19 protein-coding genes are annotated in these 19,489 nt (G+C 58.1%); 9 read left to right on the top strand and 10 right to left on the bottom strand.

Features of this window, described 5'->3' with window-relative positions:
• Positions 1–6: 6 nt before the first annotated feature.
• From DHN55_RS14180 to DHN55_RS14170, 3 genes are read right to left on the bottom strand one after another with little or no spacing between them, the layout of a single operon-like run.
• Positions 7–759: an SDR family NAD(P)-dependent oxidoreductase gene (locus DHN55_RS14180; protein ID WP_108882137.1), complete on the bottom strand. Its 753-nt coding sequence runs from the start codon at positions 757–759 to the stop codon at positions 7–9.
• Complete coding sequence (locus tag DHN55_RS14175) at positions 760–1,809, bottom strand: pyridoxal-phosphate dependent enzyme (protein ID WP_108882136.1); 1,050 nt, start codon at positions 1,807–1,809, stop codon at positions 760–762.
• 49 nt (positions 1,810–1,858) lie between these two features.
• The gene (locus DHN55_RS14170; RefSeq protein WP_108882135.1) at positions 1,859–2,215 is read right to left on the bottom strand and encodes a septal ring lytic transglycosylase RlpA family protein; all 357 of its coding nucleotides are present in this window, start codon (positions 2,213–2,215) and stop codon (positions 1,859–1,861) included.
• A gap of 125 nt (positions 2,216–2,340) precedes the next feature.
• Here DHN55_RS14170 and DHN55_RS14165 point away from each other — a divergent pair, with 125 nt between their 5' ends.
• Positions 2,341–3,093 carry an SDR family oxidoreductase gene (locus DHN55_RS14165; protein ID WP_108882134.1) on the top strand — a complete coding sequence of 251 codons (753 nt, stop codon included), beginning with the start codon at positions 2,341–2,343 and terminating at the stop codon, positions 3,091–3,093.
• A 16-nt stretch (positions 3,094–3,109) separates the two neighbouring features.
• On the opposite strand, the gene DHN55_RS14160 is transcribed toward DHN55_RS14165, so the two are convergent.
• The 4 genes from DHN55_RS14160 to moaA form a co-directional block, all read right to left on the bottom strand.
• Positions 3,110–3,928, bottom strand: coding sequence for an ABC transporter permease subunit (locus DHN55_RS14160; protein ID WP_108882133.1), 819 nt, complete (start codon positions 3,926–3,928; stop codon positions 3,110–3,112).
• Positions 3,929–4,178: 250 nt separating this feature from the next.
• Positions 4,179–4,946, bottom strand: coding sequence for an ATP-binding cassette domain-containing protein (locus tag DHN55_RS14150; protein WP_108882131.1), 768 nt, complete (start codon positions 4,944–4,946; stop codon positions 4,179–4,181).
• Between the two features lie 42 nt (positions 4,947–4,988).
• Complete coding sequence (locus tag DHN55_RS14145) at positions 4,989–6,002, bottom strand: ABC transporter substrate-binding protein (protein WP_108882130.1); 1,014 nt, start codon at positions 6,000–6,002, stop codon at positions 4,989–4,991.
• Between the two features lie 190 nt (positions 6,003–6,192).
• A complete protein-coding gene (gene moaA, locus DHN55_RS14140) occupies positions 6,193–7,224 on the bottom strand; it encodes a GTP 3',8-cyclase MoaA (protein ID WP_337660415.1) in 1,032 nt (343 codons plus the stop codon).
• A gap of 308 nt (positions 7,225–7,532) precedes the next feature.
• Between moaA and DHN55_RS14135 the strand changes: the two genes are divergently transcribed.
• From DHN55_RS14135 to DHN55_RS14115, 5 genes are all read left to right on the top strand, one after another.
• Positions 7,533–8,645, top strand: a complete 1,113-nt coding sequence (locus tag DHN55_RS14135; RefSeq protein ID WP_108882128.1) for a polyamine ABC transporter ATP-binding protein — start codon at positions 7,533–7,535, stop codon at positions 8,643–8,645.
• A gap of 98 nt (positions 8,646–8,743) precedes the next feature.
• Positions 8,744–9,829: an extracellular solute-binding protein gene (locus tag DHN55_RS14130; protein WP_108882127.1), complete on the top strand. Its 1,086-nt coding sequence runs from the start codon at positions 8,744–8,746 to the stop codon at positions 9,827–9,829.
• A 122-nt stretch (positions 9,830–9,951) separates the two neighbouring features.
• A complete protein-coding gene (locus DHN55_RS14125; protein ID WP_108882126.1) occupies positions 9,952–11,232 on the top strand; it encodes an ABC transporter permease subunit in 1,281 nt (426 codons plus the stop codon).
• A 145-nt stretch (positions 11,233–11,377) separates the two neighbouring features.
• Positions 11,378–12,310, top strand: a complete 933-nt coding sequence (locus DHN55_RS14120) for an ABC transporter permease (RefSeq protein WP_108882520.1) — start codon at positions 11,378–11,380, stop codon at positions 12,308–12,310.
• A gap of 29 nt (positions 12,311–12,339) precedes the next feature.
• Positions 12,340–13,083 (top strand): DUF1194 domain-containing protein, encoded by a 744-nt coding sequence (locus tag DHN55_RS14115; protein WP_108882125.1) that lies wholly within the window; start codon positions 12,340–12,342, stop codon positions 13,081–13,083.
• Here the strand turns inward: DHN55_RS14115 and DHN55_RS14110 are convergent, their stop codons facing one another.
• Together DHN55_RS14110 and DHN55_RS14105 are read right to left on the bottom strand one after the other, a co-directional pair.
• Complete coding sequence (locus DHN55_RS14110) at positions 13,084–13,593, bottom strand: VOC family protein (RefSeq protein ID WP_108882124.1); 510 nt, start codon at positions 13,591–13,593, stop codon at positions 13,084–13,086. It abuts the gene before it with no gap.
• A gap of 18 nt (positions 13,594–13,611) precedes the next feature.
• Positions 13,612–14,031, bottom strand: a complete 420-nt coding sequence (locus tag DHN55_RS14105) for a DoxX family membrane protein (protein ID WP_108882519.1) — start codon at positions 14,029–14,031, stop codon at positions 13,612–13,614.
• A gap of 109 nt (positions 14,032–14,140) precedes the next feature.
• On the opposite strand from DHN55_RS14105, the gene DHN55_RS14100 reads away from it, so the two are divergent.
• Positions 14,141–15,064 (top strand): LysR substrate-binding domain-containing protein, encoded by a 924-nt coding sequence (locus DHN55_RS14100; protein WP_108882123.1) that lies wholly within the window; start codon positions 14,141–14,143, stop codon positions 15,062–15,064.
• A 134-nt stretch (positions 15,065–15,198) separates the two neighbouring features.
• On the top strand, positions 15,199–17,208 hold the full coding sequence (locus tag DHN55_RS14095) for an oxidoreductase (protein WP_108882518.1): 2,010 nt from the start codon (positions 15,199–15,201) through the stop codon (positions 17,206–17,208).
• Here DHN55_RS14095 and DHN55_RS14090 read toward each other — a convergent pair.
• A complete protein-coding gene (locus DHN55_RS14090; protein ID WP_337660312.1) occupies positions 17,205–18,527 on the bottom strand; it encodes an MmgE/PrpD family protein in 1,323 nt (440 codons plus the stop codon). The two genes, DHN55_RS14095 and DHN55_RS14090, sit on opposite strands and share 4 nt — an antisense overlap.
• Positions 18,528–18,715: 188 nt before the next feature.
• Between DHN55_RS14090 and DHN55_RS14085 the strand changes: the two genes are divergently transcribed.
• Positions 18,716–19,342, top strand: coding sequence for a dimethylsulfonioproprionate lyase family protein (locus DHN55_RS14085; protein ID WP_108882121.1), 627 nt, complete (start codon positions 18,716–18,718; stop codon positions 19,340–19,342).
• Positions 19,343–19,489: the final 147 nt, after the last annotated feature.

Here is a 19,489-nt window from a genome sequence, read left to right as displayed (position 1 = left end):
TGTTGTTTATCCGAACAACCCGCCTTCATCGGCGTCGAGCACGATCGACGCCATGGTGACATGGCGCGGGCGGGTCAGTGCAAAGATGCCTGCTTCCACGACGTCGCGTGATGTGGTCATGGCCACATCGCCACGTTCCGCATTCCAGTCTTCTTCATTCAACGGCGAGATGGTTTCCAGGTAGGGCGGGTAAAGCGCGTGCACGCGCACTGGTTTTCCCTTCAGTTCCTGGCGCAACCCGTCGGTCATGCCGGTCTGTGCATGCTTGGCCATTAAATAGGGCACCGCTGCAGTTTGAAGGGCACTGTTTGCGATGCCGCATATGGAGACGATATTGACGATGTCGCCGGCACCGGTCGCCAGCAGAGACGGCAGCAAGTGCCGGGTCAGCAGGAATGTGCCTGTCGCCGCCGCATTGATGGTGCTGACGACTGAGTAGGCATCATAGTCGTCCATTGAACCGGACAGCCACTGCGCGCCGTTGTTGATCAGGATATCGAGTTTCGGATGAGCCTTGGCGATCATTTCGCCAAACTCGTTGACGGAGCCTGGATCGGACAGGTCCAGCAGGTGGGTTTCCGGCTTGGTGCCGCAGCGCAGCCGGATCGCTTCCGCCGTGCCTTCAAGCATTTCAGTCAGCCGACCGGTCATGATGACATCGGCTCCGGCATCGGCCAGCACGGCTGCAAAGGCAGCACCCAGGCCGCGTGCAGCACCGGTGACCAGGACTGTCTTACCCTTCAGCGCGCTGGCATCCATTCACACGGCTCCTTCGGTGGCGATGATCAGGGGCCGATCGGCCTCGCCGAATGCCTTGAGGCCGGCAAGCCCGGCGGCACCCGATGGCGTGGTCGCGATGCCCTGGCTGGTCAGCCGGTTGGCGGCGTCCTGGGCTTCAGCGTCGGAGACGGTCATGAAGTGAACGCCGGTTCGCTCAAAAATGCCGAACGCGATGAGGGACGGTTCCTTGCAATCGAGCCTGCCCATATTGGACACGCCGCCCTGCACCTGCACGGGGTATCCCGCCGCGTGGCTCTCTGTCAGGCAGGGCGCCTCATTGGGTTCAACGATAATGATCTCCGGCTGCACCGCCCAGTTTTCCCGGATCATGTGAGTGACCGCTCCCGCAATACCGCCGACGCCGGCCTGCAGGAACACGTGTGAGGGCCAGTCATTGCTTTGCTCGAATGCTTCGCGCAGTTCCTCGGCAATGACGGTATAGCCTTCCATTACCAGCAGCGGCCGCTCGCTGTATCCCGGCCATGATCCGTCCGCCAGCAATATGGCGCCGGTCTCGACGGCGTCTGCCTCGGCCGCCTCCAGGCTTTGCGCGTAATCATCGCCGGCGCGCACCACCTGCGCATCCTGGGTTTCTTTCAGGCGAGCCTCAAACCCGGCCGGCACTTCACGCGCCAGGTAAATGCGCGCTTGTGCACCAAAGATACGTGCACCGGCGGCAACTGCCATGCCGTGATTGCCGGCCGTGGCGCACACGAATGTCATCTCTGCTGCAAATGCCTTGACGGCATCGGACATGTAGTCTTCTGGGCTGAGAGGATCATTGCCTGCGGCCTGCCAGGCGTCGCCGATCATGCGGGCCACGGCGTAGACGCCGCCCAGCGCCTTGAAGGCACCCAGGTTCATGCGCCTGGTTTCGTCCTTGACCAGCATGGTCCGCCCGGTGGGGCCTGTCTTGGTGATCAGCGGCGTGGATTCGTAAGCCGGACATGCTGCCAGCAGGGCGAGGGGTGAAGCTGGGTTGGGCGCAAACGCCGGAACATCTTCAAGGGTTGCGATTTGTTTTGTCATGCCCGGCAACTTATGGCGAGACGGGCGCCACTGCCAGTGCTTATTGAGACTAATTTACCACCTGGATCGACACATTGGTCACACCGGCACGGACCAGGCCGATTTTCTGTGCAGCGCCCTTTGATACGTCGATGATGCGGGACTTGATGAACGGTCCGCGATCATTGATACGCACAACAACAGATTTGCCGTTGCGCAGATTTTTGACACGCACCTTGGTGCCGAACGGCAGGGTGCGGTGCGCCGCGGTCAGCCCGTTGGGTCTGAAGCGCTCGCCACTGGCGGTTTTGGTGCCCATCTTGTACCACGACGCCTTGCCGGTCTCTGCCGCGTTGGCAGGCGCCATTGCCAGCAGCAAGACGGCGCAGGCGCTGAGAACGCCGGCTGCAAACAGGTATTTGTTCATTTGAAGTCCCCGGTTTTTACGCTGAACCTCCTTAAACGCCTCGATTGAGGCTAATTCTTGTCGTGTTTGGGGAGTTTTCCTGATAGCCCTGAGACCGGTTAACGACATGGCAGGGTACAATTCAGATGACATCCAAGGGCACAGTTCTGGTAACCGGCGGCAGCAGGGGCATTGGTGCAGCGTGTGTAAGACTGCTGGCGCGTGATGGCTTTGATGTTGCTGTGAATTACGCCCGCTCTGCCGCTGAAGCAGAAAAACTGGCCGGTGAGGTCAAGGCGATGGGAGGCCACAGTATCGCCGTCAGGGCGGATGTGGGTTCGGAGACCGAAGTCACGGACATGTTCGCGCACATCGATGAGGCCATGCCGCCGCTCGCCGGGCTGGTCAACAATGCAGGTGTATTGTTTGAAAAAGCCCGGCTTGAAGACTTCGATGCCGAGCGTATCAACGAGACCTTGCGGGTCAATGTGACCGGCAGCTTCCTGTGCGCGCGCGAAGCCGTGCGCCGCTTGAGCACCGAACGGGGCGGCGAGGGAGGCGTGATCGTCAACCTGTCGTCGGCGGCAGCACGCATCGGTTCGCCCAACGAGTTCATCGACTACGCCGCGTCCAAGGGCGCCATTGATGCCATGACGCTGGGGCTGTCGAAGGAGGTCGCGGGCCAGGGCATCCGGGTGAATGCGGTGCGTCCCGGCCTGATCCACACTGACATACATGCCTCATCCGGCCAACCGGATCGGGTGGAGCGCTTGCAGGGCCAGGTGCCGATGGGCAGGGGAGGGACTGCGGAAGAGGTGGCGGAGAGCGTTGTCTGGCTGTTGTCGCCGGCGGCGTCCTACGTCAACGGTGTATTGCTGGATGTAACCGGTGGCCGGTGAATGATGCCGGACCGTTTCAGGTTCGCCAGCGCAGCACATAGCGCTCAATCGCGCCGATTACGGCACTGAGCAGCACGCCCAGCAGCGACAGGATAACAACACCCGCAAACAGGCGCTCAAGATTATACAGCGAGCCTGCCTCCAGGATGTAGGCGCCGATGCCGTGTTCCGCGCCCAGCATTTCGGCGGCAACCAGCAGGATGATGGCGATGGCAAGCGAAATCCGCAAACCCGACAGGATGCCCGGCATTGCGCCGGGCAGGATGATCTTGCGGACAATTGACTTCCAGCTCATGCCGAAGCTTTGCCCCATGCGGATCAGGGTGCGGTCCACATTGTCGACCGCGCCATAGGTGGCAACAACTGTCGGGGTGAAGGTGCCGAACGCGATCAACGCATACTTCGAGGCTTCATCAATACCGAACCAGATGACGAACAGCGGCAAGAGGGCGATCTTGGGTATCGGGAATATGGCTGCTACCAACGGCACCATGCCGGCGCGGATATAGGAAAACAGGCCGATCAGCACGCCCATGCCCACGCCAAGCGTTGCGCCAAGCGCAGCGCCGACCGCAAGACGCGTCAGGGAAGGGGCCAGATGGGTCCACAATAAACCGGAATCGTAGAGTTCTCGGAATGTCAGCAGGACGTCCGACGGCTTCGGCAGTGTCAGCGGTGAAATCACACCGGTACGCGTACCGATTTCAGCCAGGCCAACCAGCACCACGAATACCGCCAGTCCGATCCAGCGATAAGGTGTCGGCGCGAAGCCGCCGCCGCGAAAAGCGACCTGGCGGGCAATGCCTGTTTCTTCCGTATTAGGGTCAGGACCCATTAATCTTATCCATTCTGCGGGAGGATATTTTGCTTCTGACAAGGCGAAAGGGCGCAGGAAACCGTCCGGTTTTCAAGCCCTTTCAACGCGGTCAGAAGCAAAATAAACCCCGCCCTTCGGGTTTGAAAGAAAACACCCGCCTGAAGTCGAAAAATGCTCGACAAGGCACAAAGCCTTGCCTTGCGCTTTTTCAACATCATTCGACTGTTTTCTTTTAAACAGAATTGCATAAGATTAATGGGCCCTGACCCTAGACATTGATCAACTCCGAAGCTGCAGCCTGCGCCTCGTCGCGCATCAGATTCCACAGATACTTCTGCCGGAACTGGAGGTCACTATCGCCGTAACTGCGTTCATCCAGCGGTTTCTCCAGATGCACGATCTCCCGTATCTGGCCGGGGCAGCGCGACAGAACGACGATCGAATGCCCCATGCGAACCGCCTCGTCCAGGTTGTGGGTTACATAGACGGCCGTGAAAGGCTGTCGCGTCCACAGCGCAACCAGGTCGTCCATCAGCAGCTCACGTGTCTGGCTGTCCAGTGCCGACAGAGGTTCGTCCATCAGCATGACGGCAGGCTTCACTGCCAGCGCCCGGGCAATGGCCACACGCTGTTTCATGCCGCCTGAAAGCTGCTTGGGCAGGGCACGGGCAAAATCCGTCAGCTTGGTACGGGCCAGCACATCGGCGATGGTCTTCTTATTGTCTGCACGTGCAAGGTCGTGATCTTCCAGCACCAGGGAAATGTTCCCCGCAACCGTTCTCCACGGCAGCAGGGCAAAATCCTGGAACACATAGGTCAGCGGGTTCAGGCAGTCTTCAGCAGGCTCACCCAGTTGCAGGACACTGCCCTTGGCGGGATTCTCAAGCCCGCCGATCAGCCTGAGCAGTGTTGACTTGCCGCAGCCCGTAGGCCCGACAATGCAGACGATCTTGCCCGATGGAATGTCCAGCGAGATGTTACGCAGGACCTCGAAGTCGCCGTAGGAATGACTGATCCCTGATAGACGGATATCCATGAACAGTGCTCCGGCGGTGGTGGTGGTCCCAGGGTCCTGACTCTAGGCGCGGATCGTTTTCACATAACTCGTATCGACAAGTGTATCCATTGTTACATCGGCATCGACCAGCGCTTCGGACTGAAACCACTTCAACTGGTCCTGGATCGAAGCCACGTTCAACGCGGCTCCCTCGTTCAGTCGCATGGTGCCGTTGATGATGGAAGGGGCTGCCTTTGCCAGCGGGCGATCCGCGTAGACATATTTATGGATCAGCCGGACCATGTCGTCGACACCGTCCTTGCCGAGAGTTCGGGCAATCATTGTTGCGTTATAGTCGGCAACCCCTTTGGAAAATCCGGTCAGGAAGTCACCTGTCATGGTTTTCTGTTCCGCAGCGTTGCGGGCCGAGGTGAACACCGTCGTAATCTGATAATTGGGCAGGTAGTCCGAAACGCTGCCGATGATGTGCGCCGCGCCGGATTTGGCCAGCGGCTTGGCGATGTGCGGCACGATGGACCAGGCGTCGATCTGACCGGATTTCAGCGCGCCGATGATCGCCCCCACTTTTTGCAGCGGTTTGAACTTCATGGATACGCCTTCGGCTGTGGCGACCTTCGAGCCCATATAGTGAAAGCTGGACCCGGCCGTGGACATGCCGAAGATTTTGCCGTCCAGCTTCTTCGGGGAGGTCAGGCCTGCCTTGAACGCGGCATCCGAGGCCAGGATCTTTTGCCCGTCTATGCCCGGCTCCTCGGAAAGCGCGCCGCCGATGACCTTCACCGCACCTTTTTGAGCCAGCGAGATCAAACCGCCTGAAACGGCTGTAACAGCGTAATCGATACTACCTGATGCGATCGCGATGGCCATGGGTTGGGCGGCCTGAAAGAACTTCAGTTCCACATCCAGACCGGCGTCGGCAAAATATCCCCGTTCAAAGGCGATGAAGCTTCCTGAGTGACTGGTGAAGCGCAATGCGCCTACGGTGATCTTTCTGTTCTGAGACAGGGCCGGCGTCGCCAGACCTGCTGTTGCAGCGGCTCCTCCAATAAGCGTGATGGCCCTGCGTCGGTTCATTGTCACCGGTACGTCTCCCTGAATTTCCCATGGCCGTCAGGCTTGGAATATTTTCCCCGCTTCTGTTTCGGTTTCCAGCCGCGATAAGTCAATGGCACCGAGTCGGTTTTGGGCGAAAATACGGCAAGCGAATACAAGTATACTTAATTGCCGTCTCTCAGTGCACCGATTGTTGCCGGGAGTCCGTACCCTAGCCGCCGGTCACACTCATGTGGCGGGTCACGGCGGGAGACTTGGTGCGCCGGTCAATGATAAAGTCATGGCCCTTCGGTTTGCGGCCAATGGCTTCATCAATGGCGGCGCTCACCAGTTCGTTGCCTTCAGATGCACGCAGCGGGTCTCGCAGGTCGGCCGCATCGTCCTGGCCGAGGCACATGTAAAGCGTGCCGGTGCAGGTCAGCCGCACCCGGTTGCAGCTTTCGCAGAAATTATGGGTCATTGGTGTAATGAAGCCCAGCCTGCCGCCGGTTTCCCTGACCTCGACATACCGGGCCGGACCGCCGGTCTTGTAGGGGATGTCTTCCAGCGAGTATTTGTCCAGCAGGTTGGCGCGGACCACTGACAAGGGCAGGTACTGGTCTGTACGGTCTTCTTCTATCTCGCCGAGCGGCATGGTTTCGATCAATGTCAGGTCCATGCCTTCACCGTGACACCACTTCATCATCGGTTCGATTTCGTCTTCGTTGAAATTCTTCAGGGCGACCATGTTGATCTTGATTGCAAGGCCTGCGGCCTGCGCAGCCCGGATTCCGCCCATCACCTTGTCCAGGTCGCCCCAGCGGGTGATGTCCTTGAATTTTTTGGCATCAATGGTATCGAGCGACACATTGATCCGCCTGACGCCGTGGTCGACCATCTGCGAAGCGTACTTCTCAAGCTGCGAGCCATTGGTTGTCAGGGTCAGTTCTTCCAGCGCGCCGGACTTCAGGTGCCGCGACAGGTTTTCAAACAGCGACATTATATTGCGGCGAACCAGTGGTTCACCGCCGGTCAGGCGCAGTTTCTTGACACCCTTTTCGACAAACACGGTGCACAGCCGGTCGAGTTCTTCCAGCGTGAGGATGTCTTTCTTGGGCAGGAAGGTCATGTTTTCCGACATGCAATAGACACAGCGGAAATCACAGCGGTCGGTAACCGATACCCTTAGATAACTCACATGGCGCCCGAACGGATCGATCATTTCAGACGCCGCATCGGCTGGCATTTGTATGGATGTGCTCATGCCGACATATTTGGCGACCGCAAACGGTCTCGTCAAGCTGCAACGGCCAGTTTTGAAAAACCCTGCCGCACAGTGGAATGATGCCCGGATTGCAAGGGCCTGATTGGCACGCTTGTTGCGTGGGATTAACCAATCTGGCCAATATGGCGCAATTTGAACAGGAAAAGGCGTTTCCGCTGTTGATTATGGTGAAAAAATGATCACTGTTGCTAAATTGTCAGGCAAGAGTTTATGTTTGCCGCAACAAAAAACGAGACCGTGCGTCAAATTGCATGGTCAGCTGGGTGGAACGTTGTTCGGGGTGTTGAATGGGTAATGCTGGTGCTTCCGGCGAACCGATGGTTCGCTTTCAAAACGTTCAGAAAAGTTATGACGGCGAAACGCTGGTCGTAAAAGATCTGAATCTCGATATCGCCCAAGGCGAGTTTGTCACCATGTTGGGCCCGTCGGGCTCCGGCAAGACAACAACGCTGATGATGCTTGCAGGTTTTGAACCTGCCACGCACGGCGAGATTTATCTCAACGGCAATCCGATCAACAACGTGCCGCCGCACAAGCGCGGCATTGGCATGGTGTTCCAGAACTATGCCCTGTTTCCACATATGTCGGTTGCGGAAAACCTGGCGTTTCCACTGGCTGTCAGAGGCCAGTCGAAGGCCGAACAGGAAGAGCGGGTAAAGAAAGTACTGGAAATGGTGGAGCTGCCGGAATTCGGCGGCCGGCGCCCGGCACAGCTTTCAGGCGGCCAGCAGCAGCGTGTAGCGGTTGCCCGCGCGCTGGTGTTTGAACCTGATCTCGTATTGATGGACGAGCCGCTTGGCGCGCTCGACAAACAGCTGCGCGAGCAGATGCAGTATGAAATCAAGCATATTCACGAGTCACTCGGTGTGACCGTGGTCTATGTCACCCATGACCAGTCTGAAGCGCTGACCATGTCGGATCGCGTTGCAGTCTTCGAGGATGGAATAATTCAGCAATTGTCGAGCCCGGAAGAGCTCTATGAACGCCCGGAGAACTCCTTCGTGGCCCAGTTCATAGGCGAGAACAACAAGCTGCGCGGCACGGTGCAGGAGGTTGGCAGGGACAGGCTGGCCACCGTGAAGCTGGATTCTGGTGATATCGTCAAAGCGCTGGCAGTTGGCATTAGTGCCAAGGGAGAGCGTACACTGTTGTCGGTTCGCCCAGAACGCGTTGCAATTGAGCCGAAGAAAACCAAGAACACAGTTACGCTGACCGGCAAGGTTGAGGAACTGATTTATCTGGGCGACCACATTCGCACGCGCATGTCGGTTGCCGGTCACACCGACTTTATTGTCAAAGTGCCCAACAATGCCGAGCATCACGAACTCACCCAGGGCCAGACCACGACTTTGGGCTGGCAGGCTGAGGATTGCCGGGCGCTGGATGATATGGCAGCCTGATTGAATTATAGAATTCTGTTCTGCTCTCAATAGTGAGAGCAGGGCGGTTTACCGGGGGTTTTGTTGAGCCACCGTTCTACCAAAGGGAGTAAGTCTGGATGAAGAAATTTTTAACAACAAGCCTGTCGATTCTGGCACTTGGAGCTGTCTCTACAGCTGCCAGCGCTGATGGCTCGCTTACGGCTGTATCGTGGGGCGGCGCCTACACGAAGAGCCAGGTGAAAGCCTATCATGAGCCTTTCACCGCCAAGACCGGCACCAAGATCAATTCGGTTGATTACTCCGGCGGTATTGCCGAAGTGAAAGCCCAGGTTGAAGCCGGCAATGTGTCCTGGGACATCGTTGACGTTGAGTTGTCCGACGCTGTTCGCGGTTGCGATGAAGGCATCTTCGAAAAGATCGATGCATCAACCCTGCCTGCAGGTGCTGACGGTAAACCGGCTCAGGAAGATTTCCTGCCCGGTACACTGCATGAGTGCGCAGTGGCAAACATCGTGTGGTCAACCATCTATGCCTATGACGACACCAAGATCGGCGACAAGAAGCCAACCACCATGGCTGACTTCTTCGACACCAAGACCTGGGCCGGCAAGCGCGGTCTGCGTAAAGGTCCAAAGCCGAACCTCGAGTTTGCTTTGATCGCTGACGGTATCGCTGCCAAGGACGTTTACGCTGAACTGGCTAAGCCTGAAGCAATCGACCGTGCATTCGCCAAACTCGCCACCATCAAGGGTGACGCTGTATGGTGGGAAGCCGGCGCACAGCCGCCACAGCTTCTGGCTGATGGTGAAGTGCTGATGACCACGGCTTACAATGGCCGTATCTTCAACGCCGTTGCAGCAGAGAACAAGCCATTCGTCATCGTGTGGGATGGTCAGGTTTGGGACATCGACCTTTGGGCAATTCCAAAGGGTGCTCCAAACAAGGACAAGGCCATGGAGTTCCTGAAGTTCTCCACGGAAACCCAGCAACTTGCCAACCAGGCCAAGTACATTGCGTACGGCCCGGCTCGCATGTCTTCAGCGCCTCTCGTGGGCAAATATGAAGACGGCAAGATCGACATGGGTCCGCAGATGCCGACCGCGGCAAACAACTTGACCAACGCTGTTCAGAACGACTTTGAATGGTGGGCAGACAACCAGGATGCGTTGAACGAGCGTTTCAACGCCTGGCTCGCAAAATAGGGCTTATTTAGCCTGGGCCGGACGGGTGCTTGTCATCCGTCCGGTCTCATTGAGTACTTTTTTGAAATGGTTGGACGGGTTGTTTAAAAGCCTGCCGACAGGGATGGGGAAGAAGGCATATCATGACCGATGTACCTGCATCTGGCGTGCCGGAAAGCATAACCACCAGTGATGGTGTGCCACTTAAGGTTTCTTTGGCACGCGCCACCAGGCGCCAACGCATGCAGGCGCTGCTGCTGGTGCTGCCCTTGCTTCTGTTCCTTCTGGTCGCATTTGTCCTGCCGATTGGTGAGATGTTGTTCCGGTCAATATATAGTCCGATCGGTCCAAATGTGTTGCCGAACTTCTCAAAAGTGATTCATGAGTGGGATGGTGAAGATCTCCCGCCTGAGGCCATGTTCGAGGTGTTTGTCAAGGACATGACGGAAGCCAAGAAGAGCAATGAAATCGGCAAGACCGTCGGCAATCTGGCAACGCGAGTGAACTACGAGATACCCGGTTCGCGTGGGCTGTTCACCAAGTCCGCCCGCAAGGTCAAGAACATTACCGAGGGCCCCTACAAGGAAGCCCTGATTGAGTTGGACAAGCGTTGGGAAAACCAGCACATCTGGCGGACACTGCAGCGGATTTCAGGCAATTACACGGGTTCGTTCTATCTGGCCGCGACGGACAGGAAGTATGACGAGAACAACGAAATCGTCCGGGCTGATCCGTTGTACCAGATTTACCTGCCAATTCTGGGCAAGACATTGTGGCTGTCAGCTTTGATTACGTTCATTTGCCTGCTGGTCGCCTATCCGGTGTCTTACCTGCTGGCGACATTGCCATTGAGAACGTCAAACCTGCTGATGATCATGGTTCTGTTGCCGTTCTGGACATCGCTTCTGGTGCGCACGACCGCCTGGATTGCGATGCTGCAGACCGAAGGCATTGTAAACAACATATTGGTTTTCACCCGGGTCATATCCGAGGAAAGCCGAATTCAGATGATCTACAATCAGACCGGTACGATTGTCGCGATGGTGCACATTTTGTTGCCGTTCATGATCCTGCCGCTGTATTCGGTCATGAAAACCATTCCGCCCTATTACATGCGCGCGGCGCGTTCGCTTGGCGCCACAGGGACCTATTCATTTGTCAAAGTGTATTTCCCGCAGACCATACCGGGAATTGCAGCCGGCACTCTGCTCGTGTTCATTCTGGCAATCGGCTACTACATCACACCGGCACTTGTGGGCGGCAGCGATGGATTGTTGATCTCAAACCTCATCGCAGATCACATCAAGAAGACGCTCAACTGGAGTTTGGGGTCAGCGCTTGGTGCCATTCTGCTCGCAATAGTGCTGATCTTCTATTGGATCTACAACAAGCTTGTCGGCGTCGACAATCTGAAGTTCGGGTGAGGAGCAAGTCATGACTGCTTTGGATAAATTGCCAGCACCCGGTTACATCGCTTTCGCGGTGGCGTGCGTTATAGCTTTTCTGTTCACCGGTACACTGGTGGCCACAATCGGTTTCGCGCTGATTGTAGGACTGCCCCTGTATTTCATGAGTGAAATGCCGCCCTACACGACGTGGCTGGAGAAAATCGGTCAGTACATATTCCTGCTGATTTGCACGATGATCTTTATTTTTCTCATCACGCCGGTGCTTATAATAATGCCGTTGTCGTTTAATTCGGAACCCTATTTCAGCTTTACGCAGGGGATGATGTCACTTGACCCGAATGCTTTTTCGACGCGCTGGTATCAGGACATCATGCTGTTCGGCATGAATGACCCCAATCGTGTCGAAGGCTGGTGGTCTGACATGTGGAACAATGCGACCTGGGTGAAAGCCGCGTTCAATTCATTCAAGTTTGCCGTTCTGGCCACCATCATGGCGACGTTCTTCGGCACTCTGGCAGCACTTGGGTTGTCACGCCCCGAAATGCCGTGGAGATCAGCCATAACAAGCTTGTTGATTTCGCCGATGATTGTGCCACTGGTGATCACGGCAACTGGCATGTTCTTCTTTTATGCAAAGAAGGACACGTTTCCGTTCTTCCCCCGGGGCCTCATTAATGAAGATCTGGGTATTGTTCTGGCTCATGCCACGCTGGGAGTGCCGTTTGTAATCATTACTGTCACCGCAACCCTGACCGGTTTCGATAATTCACTGATACGTGCTTCGAAAAGCCTTGGTGCAAATGGCTGGACCACGTTCCGCCGTGTTATCATGCCTTTGATTATGCCGGGTATGATCTCCGGCGCACTGTTTGCCTTCATCACTTCACTGGATGAAGTGGTTGCTGTGATCTTCCTGGCAGATGTGCATCAGGTCACGATTCCCCGGCAGATGTTCTCCGGCATTCGCGAGCAGATCTCACCAACCATTCTTGCGGTTGCGACGGTGTTGGTGCTGATCTCTATTTGCCTGTTGACGACATTGGAACTGCTACGTCGTCGCTCTGAACGCCTTCGCGGCTTGTCGCCCGGTTAAAGACATACAGGCAGAGACACGATATCACCATGAACCGTAACAGCATTCGTCAGCTCTTATCGCGCAGGCGGATGCTGGTTCTGTCGGGTGCTGCGGCAGCCGGCGGCGCGGCTGGTGCCGTGCACCTTGCCGGCCCCGGCAAGGCCCAGGCCGGTGGTGAGGTAGACCTGATACTGGTGCTGGCGGTTGACTGTTCCTATTCGGTGGATGCACGCGAGTTCCGGCTGCAGATGGACGGGATCGGTCAGGCGTTCCAGACCCGGGAAGTGCACCGCGCCATCGAGAGCGGGCCGCTCGGGCGCATCGCTGTAACGGTGTTTCAGTGGTCGGATGCCGAAAACCAGGCTTTGTCGACGCCGTGGACCGTGATCGACGGCCCGGCTTCCGCCAATGCCTTTGCCCAGAAGATTTTTTCTGTTCAGCGGCAACTTGCCGAAGGTGGGACGGCAATCGGCGCTGCCCTGCAGTTTGCCGCAGCCGCTGCAACCGCAGCCCCGTTCACTGCGCAACGGCGGGTCATCGACATCTCGTCCGATGGCCGCAACAACCGGGGCGAGATTGTCGAGGTTGCACGTGATGACGTGATTGCGCGCGGCATTACCATCAACGGACTGGCCATTTTGAACGAATGGCCGACGCTTGATCACTATTTTCGAAAATCGATCATTGGCGGGCCGTACCACTTTGTGTTGCCCGCCAATGATTATGATGCTTACCGCGAAGCGATCTACCGCAAGCTGCTCAAGGAAATCACCGGCCCGGGACTGTCCTGATCAGGCCGCTTCTTCCAACAATGCATCCAGGTCCAGCCGTTCGGTGACCATGGCAAGCGTTCCGTCTTCATCTTGCGGCCAGTCCGCTTGCGGCCGGTCCCAGTACAGTTCGACACCGTTGCCGTCCGGATCGCGCAGGTAGAGCGCCTGCGACACGCCGTGATCGGATGCTCCTTCAAGCTCATAGCCGGCGTTTCTGACGCGCCTCAGGGCATCAGCCAGGTCAGCCCGTTCCGGATACACGATAGCCAGGTGGAACAGGCCGGTGGTGCCGCGCGGGGGCGGCGAGCCGCCCTCGCTTTCCCAGGTGTTGAGGCCGATATGGTGATGGTAGTCACCGGCAGCGATAAACGCCGCCTGTTCGCCATAGCGCTGTTTTACGCCGAAGCCCAGTACGCCGACATAAAACTCAAGCGCACGGTCAATGTTGGCAACCTTCAGGTGAACATGGCCGATGCGGACACCGGCCGCGACCGGTGCCTGTGGAGTAGGGGGGATATTCTTGAACATTGGGGTAAACTCCTGAGGCTACACGTTGGCCGATGTCTTGCGGGCCTGCATATCATCTACCGCAAAGGCGCCGCTGCCAAGCATGGCCTGCACAATCAGGACAACCGCCCAGAACAGGGGGTACTCCCAGCCGCCGCCCTGGTTGGAGAACACCCAGCCATTGCCGGAATGAGCCCACATTGCGCCGAGCAGGATGGGGACCATGGCGACAGAGACCAGGCGGGTCTGGAAACCGGCGACCAGGGCCAGGCCACCGACAATCTCGACAAATGCGGTGATGTAGGCCAGGAATCCGGGCAGGCCGAGGGATTCGAAAAACCCGGCCGTGCCGGGCAGGGTGAAGACAAAGACCTTTAGAAGCCCGTGCGCGATGGCGGCGATGCCCAGGGTGATGCGCAGCAGGGCGATACCGTTTGCAGTCAGTTGATCATTGTTCATTTCAGTGAACCTTTCGATGAAATGGGTTTCGATACCGCATAGGTAGTGCATTTGCTGCTGGAGATAATCTGGCGATTGTGAGATATATTATCCCTTAAAAGGAGATAATATGGATCGTCTTCGCGCCATTGAGGTTTTTGTCACCATTGTCGATCAGGGCAGTTTCGCAGCGGCGGCTGAGGCTCTCGGTCTTTCACGCAATATGGCATCGCGCCATGTGGCTGATCTTGAAGCCTATCTCGGCGCCCGTCTGCTCAACCGCACAACCCGCTCGCTCAGCCTGACCAGCACGGGCGCTGCCTACATTGAACGCGCCAGGGAGATTCTGGCACAGCTTGACGAGGCAGACCGGGTTGCCGGCCTTCAGACCCTGACCCCGCAGGGCCGGCTTGCGCTGTCGGCGCCCATGTCATTCGGGGTGCGCCATGTGGCGCCCTATCTCAGGCAGTACACGTCGGCAAACCCCAACGTCGCCGTGGACATATCGCTGAATGACCGTACCGTGGATCTGGTTGAAGAGGGGTTCGACGTCGCGATCCGCATTACCGGCAAGCTGGCGGATTCCAACCTGATTGCCAGGCGCATAGCCGCTGTTGAAGTGGTCCTGTGCGCGAGCCCCGGCTACATTGCAAGCCATGGCTGCCCGGAAACGCCGGAAGCCCTGATCGACCATCGTTGCCTTGGGTACACTTTTGGCCATGAAGGCAATGTATGGTCGCTGCGTGACGGTAAAGGCACGCTTGAACAGGTGCGTATATCGCCGGCGGTCTCGGCCAACAGCGGTGATGCCATAGAAGAAATTGCCATTGCGGGAGGCGGGCTTGCACTGCAGCCGGACTTCATTGCCAACCGGGACATTGCATCGGGCAAGCTGGTGCGGGTGCTTCCGGACTGGTCGGGGGGTGTACTGGGTATCTATGCCCTGTGCGCCGGCAAGCTTTATGAGCCTTTGAAAGTGCGCAGTTTTATGGACTGGATCGCAGAACTATATCGCCCGAAACCGCCATGGACCGTTGATTTTGAGCCGAAATGAGAAAAAATTGCAACGAGGACTTGGCAAATCAGTGGAAAAACTATGACAATAATGTGACGGGCGGCACCCTGAGACTTGAATTTCGACGGCGACTTGAAATTGATTTCCAACGGCAACCTGAATTTGAATTTCCCATGAGCAATCCATATCCGCATTTGTTTACGCCGATTACAATCAATCACAAGCGGTTGAAAAACCGCATTGTGTTTGGTGCCCATACCAACAACATGGCCGAGAATGGCCTGCCATCGCGCCGAACCAAGGCCTACTACGTCGAACGCGCCAAGGGGGGCGCCGGTATGATCGTGGTGGAGCCGGTCCCGGTGCATGCATCCGGCGTGCTGACACGCGGCAATTTCCGCGCCAATGACGACGCCATTATCGCGCCGCTGCGCAAGATTAACGAGGCCTGCAGCAACTATGACACGGTAATGCTGCACCAGCTTTACCATGTCGGGCAACATGGTGACGGCGCCAACTCCTTCCACGCCAATTGGTCGGCCTCGGGCATGCCGTCAATGCATGATTCAGACGGTGGTCATGCGGTCAGCGAGGCGGAGATCGAGGAACTGATTGCCTCGTTTGTAGCTGCTGCCGACCGCGCCCAGCAGGCAGGCTTTGACGGCATCGAAATCTTTGCCGCTTATCATTCCCTGGTCGATCAGTTCTGGACGCCCTGGTCCAACCGGCGCGATGACAAGTGGGGCGGCAGCCTGGAAAACCGGGTGCGGTTTTCGGCTGAAATCCTCAAGCGCATTCGCGAGGCGTGCGGTTCCGACTTCATCATCGGCATGGCGGTGTCAGTCGATCAGATGGCCGAACCGGCTTTGTCGCTGGAAGCCTTGAGCGAGATTGCCGCCTGGCACGACGAGCGCGGCCTGATGGATTATGTGACCTGCGGCACCGGCAGTTATTTCCGCGACCAGCCGATTATCCCGACCCACATCCACGAAGGTGTCGAAGGCGCACATCTGTCCGACCATCTCAAGCATCAAATGCGCCATGCCCGGGTGCAGGCGGAAGCCGGTATTCATTCACCGGAAAAGGCCGAACAGGTCATTTCTACCGGCCAGGCCGACACCTGCTCCATGGTGCGCGCCCAGATTGCCGACCCGCATCTGGCCAACAAGGCACAAGCCGGCAACGGAGCCAGTATCCGGCCTTGCATTCACTGCAATCAGCAGTGCATTGCGCGCCGCTACAAGGACTACTGGATTTCCTGCCTGGTCAACCCGTCCGTGGGACGCGAATGGGAATGGCGCGGCGACAAGATAGCCAAGACCGAACGCCGCAAATCGGTACTGGTGGTGGGAGCCGGGCCGGCCGGCCTGGAAGCGGCACGGGTTGCAGCGGAAGCTGGCCACAAGGTCACACTGATCGAGCGCGGTCCGATGATTGGCGGCCAGTGGCACCTTGCCGGGCGCCAGCCGACACGATCGAGAATTGCTGAACACATAAAATGGTATGGCCATGAACTGGAGCGCCTGGGTGTTGATGTGAAGCTTGGTGAAGCGGCAACACCGCTGACGGTACGCCACCTTCACCCCGATCACATCATTGCGGCAACCGGCATCAAGCCGGTAACGTCAGGGTTCCAGCGCGCCTTGCCGATGAACGATGTGCTGCCGGGCCATGACGAGGCGAATGTCATCAGCTATCACACCGTTCTCGAGAACGGCGCGATGATCGGCGAGCGGGTGCTGGTGCTTGACGACCTGCATTCCTGGCGCGGTATTGGTACGGCACTATACCTGGCCGAGGCCGGTCACAAGGTGACCGCCATGACGGCCAACGGCGTATTGGCGGCAGAACTTTCAGGAACCGGGGCAGACGATGTGGCGCGCGCGCGATTTGCGCGCCACGGCGGCGTGGCGTTGACAGACACCGCGCTGCAGTCATGGGGCAAACCGGATAATGAAGGCTCTGTAGCGCGCTTTATCAACCTGTTGACCGGTGAGACCTTCGAACAGAATTTTGAAACCCTGGTCCTTGCCACCGTGGCCAGCCCCAACACGGAGTTTGCCGACGACATCCAGGCACTCGGCGATTGCCCGCCGTTCACCGTGGCCGGCGACTGCAACGCCCCGCGCAAGGCTCACATGGCGATCTACGAAGGCCGCAAGGCAGCACTGGCGATCGCCTAGTCTGAAATCGGTTGCATTGCCTGCTCAACCAGGTCTGAAGCGGTATCAGCCTCCCAGAGCCCGTTGCACGTTTCAAGCAACCGGGCAGCCCGGCGCTCACCCAGCACCGGTGCGGCGAGGCTGGTGAACTTGGCATGAAGGTCGCCGTCGCTGATCGGATTTTCCGGGTCACCGACCGCCTTCATCATCGCGCTTTCATGCGTCCGCCCGTCGGCCAGTGATATGCGGACGCGGGCCAGGCGGTCTGCGGGAAAGGCCGCATTGGCTTCGTCGTCTTCTGTCACTTCGATCATGTTGGCCAACCGCAATATGTCAGGGTCCTGCAGCGCCGGTCCGGTTACTTCTGCCACGCCGATACGCCCGCGCACCAGGGCGGCAGCAACCGGAAACTTGATGGAATACTGCGCCTGTTCGGTGTTCTCCGGCTCCGCCAGCGGCAGGCGCTTTGCCTGGTGAAATGTCTCGATATGGATGCTGGATATGTCTGCCACATCAAACCGGTCGCTCAGGGACAAGGCAGCCGCGATGGCCGGTTGCGCCCAGCGACACACGGGGTAGAGCTTGACGTACTGGTCGCTGACATACCAGCGCCCGCCGAGGTCGTTCCAGTACGATGCCAGGTCCGGGTTCTCCATGGTGACGGCCGGTGCACCGGTGTGGCCGAGCTGTGCGAGTTGTGCAGCCGCGATGCCGGTAAAGCCGCCCCAGGTCGCGCCGTCCTTGACCATGGTCGGGTGATCGATGCAGCGCATCATCTGCGAGCGCGGTCCATTGTATTCGGCGATGCCGAGCGCGTGCCGGGTCCAGTCGGCATCAAGCTTCAGGGCCCGTGCGCCGATGGCTGCAGCAGCAACCGCGTTCCACGCCCCGGATGTGTGGTAATCCGATACGCTTGCATGCAGCGCCAGCCCGGCCCGTGTCGCAATCTCGTAGCCGATCACCAGCCGGGTCATGAACTCCCTGCCGGACACAGGTATCTCACCTTCTGCAAATGCAAACAGGGCAGGGATGACGACCACGCCCATATGGCCCTTGGTGCTCTTCTGGCCGTCATGAGCGTCAAGTGAATCGATGGACCCCGAATTGGCAAACCCGGCGCCCGGCAGGGAAACGGCGCGTCCGTCGAACAACAGCCTTGCCGCCTTGCCCGGTGCGCCGAAAGCCGTGCTGGCAAAGTCACGCAAAATACGTGAATTGTCCGTTTGTGTTGCCGCGGCTGCCACTCCCAGCGTGTCGATCAGGGTTCGGGTGGCGTGATGACGTGCGGTTGCCGGGATGCGAGATGCCTCAAGGCCCAGTACGAAGTCGATTGCGTCCATGATTTCACCTGACCCTGGCTGGTGGAAATAACTGGTACCAGCATGGACCGGTTTCAATGATCTGAAAAGCGGTTGCTGAAAACCCGCCAGCGTTAATCTTGTTGGTGAATTTTACTGTCGGACAGGGGGCAGGACACGGTATCGATTGTGTGGGAGCATCGGCCTTTGGTATTGGGGGAGAGCAGCACATGACATCGCATGTCCACGACACGGCACAATGGCTGATCCGCGCAATCAGGTCGACCTTGCAGGCAAACAATGCCGGTGAAGACGGTGTTGACGAGGCTCTGGCGCGCCTGGCTCAGCAGGATACATCTGCAACAGCACTGACAACCCCTTCGCCGAGGCGCTTGCCGGCCTGCCGGTTTCTGCCGGATGTGGTCGCTTCGACCTTATTGGTCGCGCCGGATGTGGCCGCATCGCTGGCAGCGGTTGAGGAAGACCTGCACTGGGCCCAGAACCCCAACTACTCGAACGAAGCCATGGGCCAGCCCCATTACATGGACAATTACGCCTATGCCGAGATCATCGGGCCGAACGGTGCTTATCCGGGTGATGATTTTCTGCTGGGACTGTTCCTGCTGGGCCCTGGCCTGAATTACCCCAACCATTCGCATCCGGCCCCGGAGTTGTACTGGGTATTGTCGGGCATGAGCGACTGGCGGATGCGCGACGAGGAGTTTTCCCCGCGCGAACCGGGCGAAACCATCTGGCACGAGCCCTATGTCCCGCACGCCACCAATGTCGGGATGCACCCGTTGTTGTGTGCATATGTGTGGACGAAGGATGTGAAGCAGCGCGCCCTTCTGGTTTAGGCGGGCTTCACATCGCTCACGCCAGCAGCCTTCGGCTGCGCTCCGCGGGGGCGGGCCTGACCGGCCCGAGGCCCGTCGGGCCTAGTGGGCGTTCATCACGCAGGCAGGTGCGGGTTGTGGTCCATTATTCTGGTCGAACAGCTTTAC

The sequence above is a fragment of the Anderseniella sp. Alg231-50 genome, from assembly GCF_900149695.1.
Taxonomy (GTDB): Bacteria; Pseudomonadota; Alphaproteobacteria; order Rhizobiales; family Aestuariivirgaceae; genus Anderseniella.
The sequence above is the reverse complement of the archived record's forward strand: the minus strand, read 5'-3'. Positions and strand labels throughout refer to the sequence as shown.